This window comes from Aquirufa nivalisilvae, assembly GCF_004307455.1.
Classification (GTDB): Bacteria; Bacteroidota; Bacteroidia; order Cytophagales; family Spirosomataceae; genus Aquirufa; species Aquirufa nivalisilvae.
In genome coordinates this window covers 251,691-269,264 of record NZ_SEWX01000008.1, presented here as the reverse complement: position 1 = coordinate 269,264, position 17,574 = coordinate 251,691, and the positions used below count along the sequence as shown (strand labels likewise).

Here is a 17,574-nt window from a genome sequence, read left to right as displayed (position 1 = left end):
TTACCTAGTTGGTCTACCCTAGTCAAATATCCTATACATAAAATTGTACTTTGTGGGGACAAACCAATTTGACCATGAAGAGAAAAGTTACCCTATTGTTACTCATTACCTTTTTATTTTCTACACCTATATGGGCTCAAAACCCCAGTGCTAAAGTCATCAATGATGAGTTTTTTAATTTTACAGATCTTAAAAAAATATGTGATTTACTAAAAACGAAGTATGGATTACAAATAGATATAGCAGAAGGAGTGTCTCTCAATGAAAAAATCACATACTGGTTTGATCACGTACCTGCAGATAAAGGATTTCAAGAAGCCTTAAAAGGTACTCCATTGAAATCCTATATGGATGATAATGGGGTTATTCATATCCTATTGAAATCCCAAAAGTTGAATTTGAATGATTTCAAATATGCAGCTAAATCAAACCTAAAGCCTGAAAAAGAAAATTTTAAAATAACGGGTAAGATTTTGGACTCCAAATCAGGAGAACCTTTGCCATTCTCTTCGGTGCAAATTATTTCCAATAGGATGGGAGTTCAAGCCAATGTAGATGGATTGTTTACTTTGCCCAAAGTTCCATCCGATACTTCCAGTTTATTGGTTAAATATTTGGGATATAGGCCCAAGGTCGTGTTCTTAAAACCAGGGCTGAATTTCAATAATTTAGAAGTAGAGTTAGATGCAGCCACAGGGGAGTTAGATGAGGTGGTTGTGGTCGGTGAAAAAACAGAGGTGATGAAGGCTAATGAACAAATTGGGATGTATAAAATAACCCCCAAGAATATAGCCAAATTGCCTAATGTAGGAGAGAAAGATATTTTTAGAGCATTTCAATTACTGCCTGGGATAAGCGCAGCGAATCAAAACTCTTCAGGATTGTATGTTCGAGGAGGTACACCAGACCAGAATTTGGTGATATATGATGGATTTACAGTTTATTATGTAGACCATTTATATGGATTTTTCTCGGCCTTTAATTCAAATCCGATCAAAGATGTTCAATTATTTAAAGGAGGATTTGAATCGAAATTTGGAGGAAGAATTTCATCTGTCATGGAAATTACTTCTAAAAATGGAAACAACAGAAAATTAAATCTGATTGGAGATTTAAGTGCTATGTCGGCTAATATCATGGCAGAAGGACCTCTAAGTAAGAAATTTACGTTTCTAGTAGCTGGTCGAAGGTCTTGGGCAGGGCCACTGTATACTAAGATTGCTGACGCCTTAAAACCAACAGCATCCAATAATACTCCTGGTGGGTTTGGTGGATCAGGTGGAGGCGGAGGATTTGGTCGACGGCAATTTCAGTCGTCCGCAGTTGCATCATCCTATTTTTATGATTTAAATGCCAAGGTGAACTTTACCCCCAACCTAAAAGATGTATTGGCCCTAAGTTTTTACTTAGGAAATGATAATATGGATAATTCTCAAAATGTCTCTTTGCCATTTGGGAATAGGGGCGGAGGCTTATCCAATTCAGATTTATCACAATGGGGAAATACTGGGGCATCTTTTAAATGGTCTAGGCACTGGTCTTCAAAATGGTATAGCAATACTTTACTAAGCTATTCGAATTTTCATAGCTATCGAGACAATACCAATCAATCTAATTTTGTTAGAACGAGTGGAACCACTCAGACTGTTAAATTTGGATCCTTGGAGCACAATGATTTGAAGGATTTCTCTTTAAAATCGGACATAGAGGGGCAATTGACCGAATCTCATTTACTAGGGTTTGGGATTCAAGTATCTGATTTGAATATTCAATATAATTATAGCCAAAATGACACGCTTAAGATTATTGACAAGGTCAATAAAAGCCTCATATACTCTGCTTATTTGCAAGATAGGATTCATTTGATGAATCAGAAATTGGAGATAACTCCTGGGTTAAGGGCAAATTATTTTGGCGTGACTTCTAAAATTTATTTAGAGCCGAGATTATCAGCTCAGTACTTTGTGAATCGCCAATTTAAATTAAAAGGAGCGATGGGGAATTATTACCAATTTGCCAAACAAGTGGAGCGAGAGGATATTTTGAGTGGAAGTCGGAATTTTTGGGTCTTGGCGGACGGAGTTGATTTACCCGTTACTTCAGCGAAGCATTTTATTTTGGGAGCTAGCTATGAAAAGGGGGATTATCTTTTTGATGTGGAAGCCTATTATAAGGACATACAAAATGATACCCGATATACCTTGCGATTTACTCCTAGAATTGGGGCTGGCCTAGTAGCTAGTGAAACATTTTTTAATGGTACAGGAACCGTACATGGGATTGATGTTTTACTACAAAAGAAATTTGGGAATTTGACAGGTTGGGTTGGCTACACGTTGGCTAAATCGGATAAATTAATTCCCGTTTTTTCACCTAACCCATTTCCATCCAATTTTGACGTAAGACATGAATTTAAAGTTGTTGGAATCTACAAATACAACCGATGGGATTTTTCTGGGTCATTTTTATATGCCACAGGTAAACCTTATACATCCATCATTGGAGGCTATTCCGTTACGTTGCTGGATGGAAGTGTGAGAGATTATACAGAACCTTCCACGACCAACGGGAATCGATTCCCAGCACAGCATCGTTTGGATTTAGCTGCTACCTATAATTTCCCAATCGGGAGTTTAACGATGTCTATTTATAATGTGTACAATCGAAATAATGTTTGGTATAAAAAATTCCAAACGGTGGTAGACCCAGATACTCAAGAGCGATATCTGTCAGTTACGGATGTTAACTATTTAGGTTTCACACCCAACATTACTTTATCCATACATCTAAATTAATTTGTCATGCTTCGTTATATATCTATATTTTTCATATCCATTTTATTTGTTTCTTGTGCCGAGTTTGAAAATGGAGTTCAAGAGACTGATCCTAAGCCTGTAGTAGAAGGCTACCTTATACCTGGGGTGCAGGTGACCATTCGAATACATAAGGAGATTCCATATACCGCTGATTCTACTGCTAATAAAGAAGTACCCATTGATGGATTAGCGATAAAATTGACAGGACCGAATTCTTCTGTTACTTTAATTTCTAAAGGTAGTGGATTGTATCAGGCACCAGCAGATTTTACTGTCAAAGTAGGAGGGGTTTATAGCTTGAATTTTGACTACCATGGAAAATCGATTAGTGCCATTACTAAAATTCCTTCAAAGCCCGTTCAATATACAGCTGATAAAACAATTATTTCAAGACAAGCGGTCAACTTAACTCCAGGGTTCAATAATGGAACTCGTCCGGGTGGTTTTGGAGGGTCCGAAAACTCCATTACCTTGACTTGGTCAAACCCTGATAATGATTATTTTATTTCTGTTGTTGAAAACTTGGAGGCTAATCCAGTAGAAATCATCAAATTTCCAGTAGATACTACCCGAGTTCGTCCGAACATTCGATTTAGAAATGAACCAATACAAGGGACAGTAGCTGAGATTAGAAGCCAAAGTTTTCAATATTTTGGACATCATCGGATTGTATTGTTCAAGCTTAATCCCGATTATGTGGCATTGTATCAGCGTAATGGGAACACGACTCAAAATATTTCTACCCCACCAACTACGATCAATAATGGACTGGGTATTTTTACGGGAGTGAATGCAGATACTCTGTTTGTTCGCGTGATACCAGAATAACTTTTATGGCCGAGCATAAAAAGACCCTCCAAAAGAGGGTCTTTTTTTTGTAATAAAGAGTACACAATTTAAATAAATACTTGAAATTGTAGGGTTAGGCTATTTAAACGATTACCAGCGTTGACATCACCTTGATTAACTTGATAAGTGGGTCTGCTTTGGAAATCCAAACTTAATTTCGATTTATGTCCTTGGATGAAATAGTTTAAACCGGCATTGAATGTCGTTGTCGAGCTATTCCCTAAACGGTCATATTTAGCGAATGTCGCAGATATATAGGGCATAAATCGATTGGATAAATCAGCTCGACTAGAAGGAAGAAGGTAGCCAATTTGGGTATATACCACCGACCCTGTACCAAACATAGGATAGCTGTTTCCATAGACAGGTCCTTGTCCTGAGATGGAATTTGAAGCATTTAATGTAGTTCCCGTGGCTGGATTCATTGAGCCATTGTATCTTAAATAATTCGTACCATAATTGGTATTGAAATAGCCTAGGTAAGCTGAAAGTGCTGCATGATTTTGTAAGGGAATATCCACAAAACTTTCAATGGCGAAATGTTTCATGTCTTGGTATAAAGTATCTCCTTGAGCAGATTTTTGCCACATAGCATTGGGTTGATATGCTCCACCAATGGCCAAATTCACGATTTTCTTACTACCTAAATAGGTGCCTGTCATGTATGGTGTAGTGTGGTTTTCTTGATCAAAGAATTGATAGATCAAATAACCCTGCTGTTGTAAGGAATGACCTTTTTGAGAAAAGTTAGCATAGCTAGAACTGATGGCTGGTGGGGTTTGTCCATTGGATGTAATAGGGAAAGGATCACTTAAAATAAATCGATAATCCCAGTGCCCAATTTGTCCACGGGCATAAATACTTAATTTTCTAGAGAATTGATCAATTTGATCCACAGTGGTCTGAGCAAATACGGGTACATCCATCGTCATGATAGTACCAATACTTGGCTGCGAGAAACGCGAGATCCCAGAAATGATACTCAATCCTCCTCCAATCTTCAATTGATTACCAGATGAGACACGGTATTCACCTAAGGCATCATGGAAAAATGGAGCAATTTTCCGATTCCCCGTTGCATTGTATTGGGCATTAAAATTGTTTTGACCAAATTGAAAGTACATGAATGTACGGTCTGTAATTTGACCATATAATTGCATTCGGGTTCTCCTTAAACCAATATCAAAAGATTGATTTTGAAGACTTCCATTTACGGTTGTTCCCGGATTATTGTCGTTGAATCTAAACCAAGCTTGATTTAAAAATGTAACTTGAAAATAGCGAGATCCAGATTCGTTTAGTTTTAGTTTAAGTGCTTCTGTATCAGGTGTTTTTTGTGCTAAAGTGGAAAAGCAGGCAATTAGGCTTACCCATAAAATAATGGTTTTTTTCATGGCGGAATAATGGGTTAGAACGGAATTTTACCGATCAAATTGGAAAGAAAATGGTTAAAGGGATTGAATGATAGCTTGTTGGCTATATTCGGTAATTACTATATTGCTTGAATAAAGCGAGTAATCGAGATTTGATGATAGCAAATTTATCAAGATGCGGAATTTCAGAAGCAGCTTCCGAAGCGTAGGTAGAAGTTGAAATGACCCGAATGGCGAGGTGGCTAGAAACCTTGTCTTGCTCTTCGTGTAAATCTTCCGAAATTTCTTCTTCCTCTATGGCGTTAAAGTATTGAACTTTGCCGCTTAGGCTTTGACTAAATTTGGATTTTATGGAGTTGGGATTCGTATGTGCAAAGGCGCCTTTACCCACGAATGTTAAGACAATCGTAGCAAAAACAATCAGAAAAATTTTCATTTTCTTGTTTGACATGGGCCAAAATTGCATTTGGAATTTGAATAAATCAACTAATATGGCTTTTTTTTAAAATGTCACTTTGTTTTAGCAAATATGATTTTTTACAGATTCTTAGTCATTTCGAATGAAAAAACTTCCTGAATTCATTTCATGCGCCATTTCTTCAATGGTTTGATGGTCAAATAAATACATGAAATTCTCTCGAATAGGTTTGTATTGATCGTGCATTGGACAAGGATTTTTTTCTGAACAACGATTTAATCCCAAGACACATTTGTCAAATAGCTCTCCTTCTCCCATAACTTCAACAATCGATTTGACTGATTTTTGTTTGGCAGACTCCGTGATAAAAAAGCCTCCATTGGGTCCTCTCACGGAGCTGATGACTTGATTATTTACGGTTAATTTTTGTAAGATTTTAGCTGTAAAAAATTGCGGAGATTGGATCGCATCAGCAATTTCAGCTAAACCAAGCTTTTGTTGTTCCGAACTTTTTTGAGCAATAAAAATTACAGCTCTTAAAGCATATTCCGTTGCTTTTGAAAACATAAATTTTCTTTGAAGGCTCAATTTAGTAAATAATATCCATCAAAAAAGGTCTTTGGAGAAGCATTTGAATGGGTGAAAATAAATAAATATATAATAAAGGATAATATTGTCCTTTATTATATATTTGCTTTCAGATTTCACCATTAAACAAATCAACAGATGCCTACGATAAAAGAATTTACCTTGGTAGTGCCTGACCTAGAACCTAGATTAAAGCACTCCACTATTTTTGAACATTTTGATCAATTGGACGAAGGAGAATCATTTTTAATCCAAAATGATCATGATCCTAAACCTTTGTATTATCAGCTTTTAGCTGAAAGAGGGAATCAATTTACGTTTGATTATATCGAAAATGGACCTATCGAATGGTTGATTCGTATTCAAAAAAAGCCTAAGCCAGCAGACTTGCTGACATTGGGAGAATTCGTGAATCAAGATTTTCGACTAGCTTCATTTTTCTCTCAAAAGGGCTTAGATTTTTGTTGTGGAGGTAAAAAGACCTTGAAGCAAGCCTGTACTGAGAAGTCTTTGGACTATTTGGATATGCTATTTCAAATAGAAGAATTTAAAGCGGCCACACGCCAAACAAGTGTGCCCTATCAAGATTGGTCCTTGGACTTTCTAGCGGATTATATTGTTAATACGCATCATACTTATGTTAGAAAACACTTGCCCGATATTCAACTTTTTGCTGAAAAAGTCCAGCGCGTTCACGGTGATAGGCATCCTGAATTGATTCGAGTATATCAGTTAGTGGTGGAGATAGCAGAAGAATTGACGATGCATATGATGAAAGAAGAGCAAGTTTTATTTCCTTTTATTAAGGCCTTAACTCTGGCTAAGAAGACAAATGAAAAGCTCGCGCCTGTTCATTTTGGAACCGTACGTAATCCCATTCACATGATGGAAATGGAACATGAGCAAGTAGGTCACAATTTGGAGAATATTCGTACCCTGACTCAAAATTACCTTCTACCAGAAGATGCTTGTGGAACTTACACAGTTCTTTTTCAAATGTTACAAGCTTTTGAGGAGGATTTACATATTCATATTCATTTGGAAAATAATGTCCTTTTTCCGCAATCATTGGAATTGGAAAAAGAATTAACGAATTGATATGCAGCAAGGTAAGAAGTTTCTGAGTGATTTGAAATTGTATTCAGATTACTACAAATGGTTAGAACCCCAAGGTCGCTATGAGCGCTGGGAAGAGGCATGTGAAAGTATCATGGATGGTCACCGCTTAACTTACGGGAGCTGTTTAGATGAGTTGGAACCGTATTTGGAATCGGCATTAGAAAGTATGCAGAATCAAACAGTGTTAGCTTCCCAACGAAATCTACAATTTCGTCATGATCAAATACAGCAACATAATACCCGAATGTATAACTGTACGTCAGGATATATTGCTAGAAATCGAATTTTTCAGGAGATTTTCTATTTAGGATTGTCAGGATGTGGTTTTGGAGGAGGATTGCTAATTCCATTTGTCGATAACTTAAGTCGGATACAAAAGCGGATCAAAGGAACCAAGACTTTTGTTATTGAAGATAATATTGAAGGTTGGGCAGATGCCTTAGGGGCCTTGATGTCTTCCTATTTTGTTGATAAACAGCCCTTCCCAGAATTTGCTGGATATGAATTGAAATTTGATTATTCCCAAATTCGACCTAAGGGGGCCTATATCAAAGGAGGTTTTAAGGCTCCAGGTTCGGATGGCTTGAAGCAATCTTTGGAAAAAATAGAGGATTTGATAGAGAAATGGATCAGTATAGAAGGGGAGAAAATTCGTCCTATTTTGGCCTTCGATATCATTTGTCATGCTTCCGATGCCGTATTATCAGGTGGGGTTCGTCGGTCTGCCTTGAACATGATTGTTGATCCCAATGATGTGGAGATGATTCATGCTAAAACAGGGAATTGGCGACAAGAGAATCCACAAAGAGGAAGGAGCAATAATTCGGTAATTTTGCTGAGAAATCAAGTGCAACAAGAGCAATTTGACTACATCGTGTCGCTTAATGATGGCGCAAATGATATTGGTTTTGTATTTGCCAATAGTTGGTTTGATATGTTTAATCCTTGTTTTGAGATCGTTAAAATCCCCATTCTTTTGCGGACTGATTTTTCTCAAATAGCCTATGAAGAGCTTAGCGATTTTATTGCGCAGCATCAAGACAAATTGGGAATTCAAGGATGTAATTTATGTGAAATCAATGCCGAAAAATGTGAAACAGAGGAGGCGTTTTATCGAGCTTGTATGGATGCGTCAATCTTAGGCACTTTGCAAGCGGGCTATACTTCTTTTCCTTATTTGGGTTCCGTTACGGAACAAATTTTTCAGCGAGAGGCTTTGTTGGGAGTGAGTATAACTGGTTGGATGAACAATACATTTTTGTTCAATGCCCCTATGCTGCAACGTGGAGCTCAGGTGGTGAAAGATACCAATCGGGTAGTAGCAGATATTATTGGAATAAATCCTGCGGCTAGAACTACTTGTGTGAAACCTTCTGGAAATGCATCGGTGGTTTTAGGTACGGCAAGTGGGATACATCCTGAGCATGCTGAAAAATACTTTAGAATCATGCAATTGAATAAGGAGAGTACCACGGCCAATTGGTTGGTAGAAAATATGCCTTTTCTTTTAGAAGAAAGTGTTTGGTCCAATACAAAAAGTGATTTTGTCGTCTTTGTTCCTATTTTGAATCCCAAAGACGGTCTTTTTAAGAAAGATATGAAAGGAGTGAAGCACTTGGAAATGATTCAATTGGTTCAGGAAAATTGGGTAAATGCAGGAACCAATAGAGAACTATGCGCCTATCCACACATGAATCATAATACAAGCTGTACTGTCATTATGGATAATAAGGAGGAAATTATTGCCTATATCTGGCAACATCGAGAAGCCTTTACTGCTGTTAGTTTTATCTCAGATTATGGCGATAAAGACTTTAATCAAGCGCCATTTACTTCTGTGTTGGAATTGGACGAATTGGTGAGTCTATATGGAAAAGGTGCCATATTTGCTTCGGGATTGATTGTTGATGGATTACATTATTTTGACAATAACCTTTGGCAAGCATGTGATCTTTTATTGGATCCTACGATGGTCTTGACGGGTACACGTGAACAAGTGTTGTTAAGAAAGTATTGGTTAAATCGAGCCAATAAATTTGCAAAGAACTATTTTAACGGTGATCTAAAACAAATGATTTATTGCATCAAAGATGTTCATCTATTTCACAAATGGGAAACCGTAACGAGAGAATTTAGAGAGGTGAACTTTGGAGATATTTTAAATCAACCTCAATATAAAGATATTGGAGAATTGGCTTCTATGGCTTGTAGCGGAGGTTCTTGTGAGATAACCCACATTTAAATACGAATCAAAAAAGAGGATGTTGATGTCAATATCCTCTTTTTTGATTTTTATTGATGAATTAATAAGCGCTCCATCCACCATCAACAGTTAGTATTTCCGCATTCACAAAACTAGAATCATCGCTGGCTAAGAACAGGGCAGCTTGTGCTATTTCCGAAGCTTCACCGGCTCTCGGGTTGAGTGCTAGACCAGTCATAATACGGTCATTGACTAAAGGTGTAATTTTAGTCATGTCAATGGTCTCACTGATACTGGTATTGACGGCACCGGGTGCAATTCCATTGCACCTAATTCCTGATTTACTGTACAAATACCCCGTACTTTTAGTCAGTCCTACTAAAGCATGTTTACTAGAGGTGTAAACTGCTCCTGCCGCTCCTCCTTTTAAGCCCCCAATGGAGCAGACATTGATAATATTTCCCTTTCCTTTTTCTAAGAATATTTTAACAGCACTTCTCATGGCTTTAAATGGCCCTTCGAAATTGACCTTCATAACCTTTTCCAACATACTATTTTCTACTTCTCCTACGGGTTGGAAATGATCCATAATGCCTGCATTATTGACCAAAATGTCTAAGGTTCCATAGGTGGAGACAGCGGTATTAATTAGATTGTCTATATCGGCTTCAATACTCATATTAGCAACAACTGTGTTGATTTCTCCACCAGCAGATTTTACTTCTTTGGCCAATTCGTCAAGTCGACTTGGATTAATATCTCCCGCAACGACCTTAGCTCCTTGCTGGGCAAAAAGCATAACAATGGCTTTGCCCATTCCGGCTCCGGCTCCAGTAACAATGGCAACTTTATTTTCTAACTTTTTCATATGAATTGATTTTCTGAAAATTACCTAATAAATGGTGAAATGATGGGCGAATTTGGCAAGTATTGGTTGAAAAAAGTATGACTTTGCTTAGGTTTTTTCCCAACGCTGGCAAGGTTTGGAACCTTGACAGCGTTACAACGATTGGGCATTTAAATATGTTGTCCAATAACTTGATAATGAATAATTTGATACATTCGTAGTCGAATATCTACTTCCAAACTTCTTCCTTATGTCTACAGAAAAGATATTATTTTCAGAGACTCAAAAGTTTAACCAATGGTGGCTTTGGGTTGTATTAATTGGTTTTTGTGCCTTTTTTTTGTTGGGGACATACAAACAGCTATTTCTGGGAATTACTTTCGGGGATAATCCTATGAGTAATACAGGCTTAGTGATTACAAATGTCTTTTTTGCAGTTTTTGTTTTATTATTCTTGATGTTGAAACTAGAAACTCAAATACAAGCCAACGGAATTTATGTTCGCTTCTTTCCTTTTCATTTTACATTCAAGTTTTATGCATTTGATGTACTTGAAAAAGTCTACGTAAGAAAATATTCTCCACTTTGGGAATATGGAGGATGGGGATTAAGATATGGGATGTTTGGAAAAGGAAAAGCATTTAATGTCTCGGGAGATCAAGGATTCCAATTGGAATTTAAAGATGGAAGTAGGTTGTTGATTGGTACCCAAAAGCCGACAGAAATAGCTGATGTTTTGAGTCTTTTAGGAAAGAGTTAGTTTTTAAATTTCCATTATAGATTTTCACAGCTTTGTTTAACAGGTCTTATAGGCCTGTCTGAATACATTTTTTGGCTTCAGGGAAATTCTTTTGTATTATTAAGCTATGAAAACTTCTATCAACAACTTAACTTCTAGTTTAAGCCAGCTTGTGCTTGGTTTAAGCCTAATGGCCACACCTTTGTTGGCTCAACAAAATCAATCATCCACTGTCAATGCCATTGTCAAAGAAGCAACAGAGAATTCTCATCTCAAGAGAATGGCACATGAACTAATTGATGGCATTGGTCCACGCTTAGTGGGTTCTACCAAAATGCTACAAGCGAGCGATTGGGCAATAGAACAATACAAACAATGGGGAATTGATGCTCGAAGAGAAAATTACGGAACTTGGCGCGGCTGGGACCGAGGTATATCATCCATTGATATGGTTTCGCCCTGGATCAAATCATTAGAAGGAACCCAATTGGCCTTTAGTCCTGCAACCAAAAAACCTAAAACTGGGGAGACAATCATTTTAGCTGATGTAGCGGATTCTGTTGCTTTTAAAGCTTGGTTGCCTCAAGTTAAAGGTAAATTTGTTTTAATTTCTATGCCTCAAATGACAGGTAGGCCTGATTATAATTGGCAAGAATTTGCTCAAAAAGAATCGTTTGAAACGATGAAGAAAGAGCGGGAGGCTCAAATGGAAGCTTGGAGAAAACGTATATCTAAGACGGGTCTTACCAACGCAAAATTAGCTTTAGCTTTGGAAGAAGCAGGTGCTATTGGAATTGTTTCCAGTACTTGGTCAAACGGGTTTGGGGTCAATAAAATATTTGCTGCTTTTACTCGAAAGATTCCTACGGTCAATGTGGCCTTGGAAGATTATGGTCTTTTATATCGTTTAACTGAATCAGGTAATCAACCCAAAATTACAGTCAATACCCAATCCAAAGAACTTGGCACGGTACCCACATTTAATACACATGCTGAAATCAAAGGGACAGAAAAGCCTAATGAATATGTTATGCTTTCGGCCCATTTAGACTCATGGGATGGAGCAACTGGCGCCACAGACAATGGCACAGGAACCTTGGTGATGTTGGAGGCTATGCGTATTTTGAAAAAAGTATATCCAAATCCTAAACGGACTATTTTGGTGGGACATTGGGGAAGTGAAGAACAAGGTTTAAATGGATCAAGGGCTTTTGTGGAGGACCATCCTGAAGTTGTGGCAAACTTACAAGCTTTATTCAATCAAGATAATGGCACAGGGCGAGTGGTGAATTTGGGAGGATCTGGATTTGCCAAAGCAAAGGATTATTTAAGTAAATGGTTAGCAGCGGCTCCAGATACAATTAAAAATAGAATTAAAACCAATTTCCCTGGTACGCCAGGTGGGGGAGGCTCTGACTTTGCTTCTTTCGTTGCTGTAGGCACACCTGGTTTCAATTTAAGCTCTTTGAGCTGGTCTTATGGCGCATATACTTGGCATACTAACCGAGATACATACGATAAAATTGTTTTTGATGATGTAAAGAGTAATGCCATCTTGACGGCAATTATGGTGTACATGGCTTGTGAGGAACCAGAAAAGATTTCTACCGAAAAGGCTGAATTACCCGCTGGACAAAAGTGGCCTAGCCAAGTGAAATCAAAGCGAAGTGGTGGTACCAATTAATGAACCTGCTTGGGCATTTCTAATGATGTTAGAATCATGTGAATTTTAATTAAACAAAACCTATTGAAATGAAAAAAATACTTTTTCTCTTGTGTTTACTTTTTTCTGTCCATCTGACTTTAGCTCAGCCTACAGAAAAGCAAATTAAAGTTCAAGTATCCGCAGATCATCCTGATTGGCTTTATAAACCCGGAGAAAAAGTAAATTTTTCTATCGTAGTTTCCAAAAATGGAAGCCCCATTCCTCAAGTCAAAATTCGCTACGAAATTGGACCAGAGAAACAAGAACCTTGGAAAAAGGATAATCAAGTTTTAGCCAATGGCTCCACTCAATTAGACGGAGGGACGCTTACTTCAGCTGGTTTTCTTCGTTGCATTGTTATTGCCGAGGTAGATGGGAAAGAATACAGAAATCTAGCAACGGTTGGTTTCTCTCCTAATTTATTACAAGCTACCGTGGCTAACCCTTCCGATTTTGATGCATTTTGGGATAAAGCGAAACAAGAATTAGCTAAAATTCCTCTGGATGCTAAAATGACTTTAATGCCAGAAAGATGTACGGAGAAAACCAATGTCTATCATGTGAATATTCAAAATTATCGATTGGGGGCTCGCTTGTATGGGATCCTTTGTGTACCAAAAAAAATTGGGAAATATCCTGCATTGTTGCATGTGCCAGGTGCAGGAGTTAGGCCTTATGCCGGGGATATAGCCAATGCTGAAAAAGGAATGATAACACTTCAGATTGGCATACATGGTATTCCTGTTAATATGGACCCATCTGTGTATACTGATTTAGGAGCAGGAATCTTGAACGGATATCCAACCTATAACATGGATGATAAGGACCGTTTTTTCTACAAACGGGTCTATGTAGGCTGTGTTAGAGCCAATGATTTTTTAACTTCTTTGCCTCAATATGATGGCCAAAATTTAGCGGTTACTGGTGGTAGTCAGGGTGGAGCTCTATCTATCGTAACTGCCGCCTTAGATAATCGGGTGAAATTTTTGGGCGCCTATTATCCTGCATTAGCAGATGTGACCGGTTATTTGTTTAATCGAGCTGGAGGATGGCCGCATTATTTTGATAAGAACAGTCGAGCTGTCAATGAAACCAAAGCTAAATTAGAAACTATTGCCTATTATGACGTGGTCAATTTTGCTCGTAGATTAAAGGTTCCTGGTTTTTATTCTTGGGGATTTAACGATGAAACTTGTCCACCTACTTCTATGTACGCGGCTTATAATGTGATTTCAGCGCCCAAAGAATTGTATCTGGCCTTGGACACGGGACATTGGAATTACCCAGAACAAGTTGAGAAGATGACGAATTGGTTAACCGGTAATCTGATTAAATAGCTCTTAAGTTTTGCTTTTTACCTTAAATGACCAAGTCAATAAGAATTCAGCTACAATGATTCCTTCTTGGTTGGTGGCGGTCGACTTGCAAATCATTTTGGTGCCTTCTCCACTTTGAATGGCAGCTTCAATGGTGTTTTGAATGGCTTCTCCGTCTTCACATGTGAATAAAATAATGCCTGAGGCTTTCTTTAAAAAGGAAGCCTCTATTTTTTCAACCAACATGCTGATAGCGGGTTTTCTTTCATAAACCTGGGAAAAAGCCAGCATGCCACAACTCATTTCTGCGGCCATGGCCTCCACTGCAAAATACATGGAATTAAAGGGGTTCTGGTTAAACCAGGATTTCTTCACTCGAACAACACAGGTTTTGTCATCAAAATGCTGAATATTCAATCCGGCCCAGAAAGCCGCAGATAAGCGTTGGAGTATAAAAAACTTGAATAAAATGGGATTGGTAATGATTCTTTGAAACTTGCCAAAAGATGGATTCATATAATGTTATCGCTTATTTAATTTGGGATGAAAATGTTTTTTTCAAAGGTATTTCATTTTCTGTACAAATTTCAAAATCGCTACTTTGAGTCCTATTTTGAGCTGTCGAATTAACGCCTTTCGACTTTCCTGCTGGGACTTCATATAAGCCTTTTCCATTTTTGATGGCCTCATCCCAATGGTAAAATAGATCCCACCAATTTGTTAGTTTTTGATTGTTATAGGTCAAATTATGGTTTAAACCTGGAATAGACTGCCACCAAAAAATTAGCCACTTTACTTGGGCATCCTGACTATAATCCGTTGTCTGATTGCGACCGTAATTTTTGTTTACGAAAGAATATGGATAAACGATGTTTTTCCAGAGATCCCGATTAACCTTGGTAATTGCTCCTCCAGAGGCTTGCCAATCTAAAATATCACTACTGACCAAATTTGTATTATCATAGTCATAATCAACAGAAGTATTGGGTGGAAAATGAGTCATGCCAACTCGATTTAACGGTAGGCCAGAGGAAGGCTTGATTCCTACAAAGTAATTCTTAAATAGAGCACTCCCAATGGCGGGCTTATGAACTAAATTCTCAATATAATTCATTTGAGCCTCTATCTGATGACCCCGGTTGTGTAAATTGGTATCTGCTCCACGGTGGCCAGAGTTTCCGTATACGACGTAGGTATTTTTGTAAATAGGTAAATCATTTGGGAAATAATAGGAATTCGAGACATCACCTGTTGTAGGGCTCGACATATTGGATTCTGGGAAATTATAATAAGTATTGGGGTCATTATAGGGTGAATTGACCACAGATGGGATTTTGTCTTTGACAAATGCATTGAACCAAATCTCTTTCACTTGGTATTGGTTAACTAAGGTATCCATTCCTAGTTTTTGGAATAGTTTATGGTAATCAAAGGTTTTAAGGCCAGTGATATAATTCGTGAATTCTACTTCATAGACATTGAAAAATTTAATAACCTTAAACCCAGCGTAGGGCTTAGCCTCTTGAGTGGTATTGTATTGTCTAAATCGAGAGCCTTCCTCTATGCCAAATTTGGTAATTTTTAATTCTCCTGTAAACCTATTTTTCGCTTCTTGTAATGTCGAATTCTTTAATTCCCAGTAATCGTCTGGCGCTAAATTCATATCTAGATTAATGCCGTCTTTGGTTGGTAAAAAACTAATGACTACTACTGGAACCACGATGCTACTCGAACTTACGGGTGTCTTTAGAAATACATCAAAATCAGCCACATCTTCCACTGGACTAATGGTAATGGGATAAGTCTGACTTAGATTTTCAAGATCTATCTTCAGCTGAATTTGCCCACTTTTAATCGCTAAGAGGTTCTGATTGGTTAGCTTTGCTACCAGGCTGCCATCGTCAAGGAGGGAACTCGTAAATCCTTGTTCTACTATTTTCTTTGTGCCTGATTTGTAGCTTACTTCTAGCTTAATCGGGTAGTTTTGAGAAACAAATAAACTGCTAGGCTTATTAATTAGATCTAATTTAATGGGGTAATCCGTTACGAAAGTGGCTTTGACTTGCACGGCTTTATCTACACGAATAGAACTGGGATTGGACTCGCTACTTAGATCACCAGTCCAACCTTTAAATACCCAACCATCGACGGGATTGGCTTTTAATTGAACCACTGTGCCGGAGGAATATGGTGTAGAGGATTGCGTACTGATGATGGTTTCTTGAACAGTTCCTTGCCCCTCTATTTCAATGCTTAAAGGGTAAGTTCTTTTTTCAAAATTAGCCGTGATGCTTTTGTCTGAATTCATATTCAGACTATATGGATTAGAAGTTCCAGAAATACTTCCGCTCCAATCTTTGAAAAGGTATTCGGGAGCAGGATTTGCCAATAGAGAGATCATTGTACCTTGCTCAAATGTACCTGTAGATGGTGTAACGCTTCCTCCTATGTTGGGAACAGCCACCACAGATAATCGATGCTCTATGGTTTCTTTCGAACAAGAAAAAAGGAATAGAGCTATTAGGCAGAGAATGACTTGTTTCTTGCACATGGATGGAATATTATTTCGGCTGTGTTAATGTAAGTGTCTTGTAAATATCTATTCATTTATTGAAAATTTACTGGATTCTGACAATTATCATTAAATTAACCGTCTAGCTGTGCTCAACTCAATGGAGAGCCCAATCTGAGTGTTTTTAAATTAAAAAAATATCCTATGAAACGAGTTTTTAAAATCATTGCTTGGACTTTTTTGGGCTTGGTCATTAGCCTTTTTGCTCTAGGAGCATTGTTCATGTACAAAGTGCAAAACGGTTTCCCAGTATCATATGAAACAGAAAAACCACATTTGACTTTAGCGGAAAATCAACCAGCTATTTTATTGTTCTCAAAAACAACGGGTTTTCGACACGGTGAATCCATCGATGCATCTAAACCTATCATTCAGGCTATGGCTAAGAAAAATAATTGGTCAGTATTTGAAACGGAAGAAGGAGGGGTTTTTAATGAGGAGCAATTAGCTAAATTCAAACTAGTCATATTCAATAATTCGACAGGTCGGGTATTGAATGATGAACAGCAATTGGCCTTAGAAAAGTATGTAGAAAATGGAGGATCATTGATGGGAATTCATGGGGCAGGAGACAATTCGCATCATTGGAATTGGTATGTAGATAATCTATTAGGGACTACTTTTTCTCACCATCCTTTAAGTCCTCAATTTCAAAAAGCAATAGTAACCTTGGAGGCAAAGGTTGATTCTAGTTTAAAAGCCAAGTTACTTGCTACCTGGGAAGGAAATGACGAATGGTATGTCTTTTTTAATCAACCTAAAGATGCTCAAGTAATTTATTTTATTGATGGAGAAAAGATTTTACCTAGTGGAAATATGTTGTGGATGAAGGATAAGAATTTTGGAATGGGAAAATATCACCCAGTAGCTTGGCATAAAACAGTTGGCAAAGGAAAGACTTTTTATACTTCTATGGGACATTCCAAAGAGGTATGGGCGAATCCTGCCTTTACTCAACTAATTGAACAAGGTATTCTTTGGTCTTTAGGGAATTAAACTCTTAGTGGTTTATCATAAAAGCAAAACGGG

14 protein-coding genes are annotated in these 17,574 nt (G+C 37.7%); 8 read left to right on the top strand and 6 right to left on the bottom strand.

Going from position 1 to position 17,574, the window contains the following annotated elements; genetic code table 11:
• Positions 1-74 precede the first annotated feature (74 nt).
• A complete protein-coding gene (locus EWU22_RS12190) occupies positions 75-2,795 on the top strand; it encodes a TonB-dependent receptor (protein ID WP_130925767.1) in 2,721 nt (906 codons plus the stop codon).
• 6 nt (positions 2,796-2,801) lie between these two features.
• Positions 2,802-3,644, top strand: coding sequence for a DUF4249 family protein (locus EWU22_RS12185; RefSeq protein WP_130925766.1), 843 nt, complete (start codon positions 2,802-2,804; stop codon positions 3,642-3,644).
• A gap of 68 nt (positions 3,645-3,712) precedes the next feature.
• On the opposite strand, the gene EWU22_RS12180 is transcribed toward EWU22_RS12185, so the two are convergent.
• The 3 genes from EWU22_RS12180 to EWU22_RS12170 all read right to left on the bottom strand — a co-directional run bounded on the left by EWU22_RS12180 (position 3,713) and on the right by EWU22_RS12170 (position 6,023).
• Complete coding sequence (locus EWU22_RS12180; protein WP_130925765.1) at positions 3,713-5,059, bottom strand: hypothetical protein; 1,347 nt, start codon at positions 5,057-5,059, stop codon at positions 3,713-3,715.
• Between the two features lie 82 nt (positions 5,060-5,141).
• On the bottom strand, positions 5,142-5,489 hold the full coding sequence (locus EWU22_RS12175) for a hypothetical protein (RefSeq protein ID WP_231962893.1): 348 nt from the start codon (positions 5,487-5,489) through the stop codon (positions 5,142-5,144).
• A 96-nt stretch (positions 5,490-5,585) separates the two neighbouring features.
• Positions 5,586-6,023 carry an RrF2 family transcriptional regulator gene (locus EWU22_RS12170; protein ID WP_130925763.1) on the bottom strand — a complete coding sequence of 146 codons (438 nt, stop codon included), beginning with the start codon at positions 6,021-6,023 and terminating at the stop codon, positions 5,586-5,588.
• Positions 6,024-6,182: 159 nt separating this feature from the next.
• Here EWU22_RS12170 and ric point away from each other — a divergent pair, with 159 nt between their 5' ends.
• Together ric and EWU22_RS12160 are read left to right on the top strand one after the other, a co-directional pair.
• On the top strand, positions 6,183-7,142 hold the full coding sequence (ric, locus tag EWU22_RS12165; protein WP_130925762.1) for an iron-sulfur cluster repair di-iron protein: 960 nt from the start codon (positions 6,183-6,185) through the stop codon (positions 7,140-7,142).
• A gap of 1 nt (position 7,143) precedes the next feature.
• On the top strand, positions 7,144-9,405 hold the full coding sequence (locus EWU22_RS12160; protein WP_130925761.1) for a glycyl radical enzyme family protein: 2,262 nt from the start codon (positions 7,144-7,146) through the stop codon (positions 9,403-9,405).
• A gap of 61 nt (positions 9,406-9,466) precedes the next feature.
• Here the strand turns inward: EWU22_RS12160 and EWU22_RS12155 are convergent, their stop codons facing one another.
• The gene (locus EWU22_RS12155; protein WP_130925760.1) at positions 9,467-10,234 is read right to left on the bottom strand and encodes a glucose 1-dehydrogenase; all 768 of its coding nucleotides are present in this window, start codon (positions 10,232-10,234) and stop codon (positions 9,467-9,469) included.
• Between the two features lie 229 nt (positions 10,235-10,463).
• Between EWU22_RS12155 and EWU22_RS12150 the strand changes: the two genes are divergently transcribed.
• The 3 genes from EWU22_RS12150 to EWU22_RS12140 all read left to right on the top strand — a co-directional run bounded on the left by EWU22_RS12150 (position 10,464) and on the right by EWU22_RS12140 (position 13,994).
• A complete protein-coding gene (locus EWU22_RS12150; RefSeq protein WP_130925759.1) occupies positions 10,464-10,973 on the top strand; it encodes a hypothetical protein in 510 nt (169 codons plus the stop codon).
• Positions 10,974-11,079: 106 nt separating this feature from the next.
• Complete coding sequence (locus EWU22_RS12145) at positions 11,080-12,636, top strand: M20/M25/M40 family metallo-hydrolase (protein WP_317127128.1); 1,557 nt, start codon at positions 11,080-11,082, stop codon at positions 12,634-12,636.
• Positions 12,637-12,704: 68 nt separating this feature from the next.
• Positions 12,705-13,994 (top strand): acetylxylan esterase, encoded by a 1,290-nt coding sequence (locus EWU22_RS12140; protein ID WP_130925758.1) that lies wholly within the window; start codon positions 12,705-12,707, stop codon positions 13,992-13,994.
• 3 nt (positions 13,995-13,997) lie between these two features.
• Here EWU22_RS12140 and EWU22_RS12135 read toward each other — a convergent pair whose 3' ends face one another.
• Positions 13,998-14,489: a PaaI family thioesterase gene (locus EWU22_RS12135; protein WP_130925757.1), complete on the bottom strand. Its 492-nt coding sequence runs from the start codon at positions 14,487-14,489 to the stop codon at positions 13,998-14,000.
• Positions 14,490-14,502: 13 nt separating this feature from the next.
• Entirely contained in the window at positions 14,503-16,524 is a 2,022-nt protein-coding gene (locus tag EWU22_RS12130; RefSeq protein ID WP_130925756.1) for an InlB B-repeat-containing protein, read from the bottom strand.
• A gap of 165 nt (positions 16,525-16,689) precedes the next feature.
• Between EWU22_RS12130 and EWU22_RS12125 the strand changes: the two genes are divergently transcribed.
• Positions 16,690-17,541 carry a ThuA domain-containing protein gene (locus EWU22_RS12125; protein ID WP_130925755.1) on the top strand — a complete coding sequence of 284 codons (852 nt, stop codon included), beginning with the start codon at positions 16,690-16,692 and terminating at the stop codon, positions 17,539-17,541.
• The last annotated feature ends 33 nt before the right edge of the window (positions 17,542-17,574 follow it).

What these genes read in the sequence shown, in the direction of transcription:
- EWU22_RS12190 (WP_130925767.1), top strand. Translation starts at nt 75, where the DNA reads ATGAAGAGAAAAGTTACCCTATTGTTACTCATTACCTTTTTATTTTCT.
- EWU22_RS12185 (WP_130925766.1), top strand. Translation starts at nt 2,802, where the DNA reads ATGCTTCGTTATATATCTATATTTTTCATATCCATTTTATTTGTTTCT.
- EWU22_RS12180 (WP_130925765.1), bottom strand. Translation starts at nt 5,059, where the DNA reads ATGAAAAAAACCATTATTTTATGGGTAAGCCTAATTGCCTGCTTTTCC.
- EWU22_RS12175 (WP_231962893.1), bottom strand. Translation starts at nt 5,489, where the DNA reads ATGTCAAACAAGAAAATGAAAATTTTTCTGATTGTTTTTGCTACGATT.
- EWU22_RS12170 (WP_130925763.1), bottom strand. Translation starts at nt 6,023, where the DNA reads ATGTTTTCAAAAGCAACGGAATATGCTTTAAGAGCTGTAATTTTTATT.
- ric (WP_130925762.1), top strand. Translation starts at nt 6,183, where the DNA reads ATGCCTACGATAAAAGAATTTACCTTGGTAGTGCCTGACCTAGAACCT.
- EWU22_RS12160 (WP_130925761.1), top strand. Translation starts at nt 7,144, where the DNA reads ATGCAGCAAGGTAAGAAGTTTCTGAGTGATTTGAAATTGTATTCAGAT.
- EWU22_RS12155 (WP_130925760.1), bottom strand. Translation starts at nt 10,234, where the DNA reads ATGAAAAAGTTAGAAAATAAAGTTGCCATTGTTACTGGAGCCGGAGCC.
- EWU22_RS12150 (WP_130925759.1), top strand. Translation starts at nt 10,464, where the DNA reads ATGTCTACAGAAAAGATATTATTTTCAGAGACTCAAAAGTTTAACCAA.
- EWU22_RS12145 (WP_317127128.1), top strand. Translation starts at nt 11,080, where the DNA reads ATGAAAACTTCTATCAACAACTTAACTTCTAGTTTAAGCCAGCTTGTG.
- EWU22_RS12140 (WP_130925758.1), top strand. Translation starts at nt 12,705, where the DNA reads ATGAAAAAAATACTTTTTCTCTTGTGTTTACTTTTTTCTGTCCATCTG.
- EWU22_RS12135 (WP_130925757.1), bottom strand. Translation starts at nt 14,489, where the DNA reads ATGAATCCATCTTTTGGCAAGTTTCAAAGAATCATTACCAATCCCATT.
- EWU22_RS12130 (WP_130925756.1), bottom strand. Translation starts at nt 16,524, where the DNA reads ATGTGCAAGAAACAAGTCATTCTCTGCCTAATAGCTCTATTCCTTTTT.
- EWU22_RS12125 (WP_130925755.1), top strand. Translation starts at nt 16,690, where the DNA reads ATGAAACGAGTTTTTAAAATCATTGCTTGGACTTTTTTGGGCTTGGTC.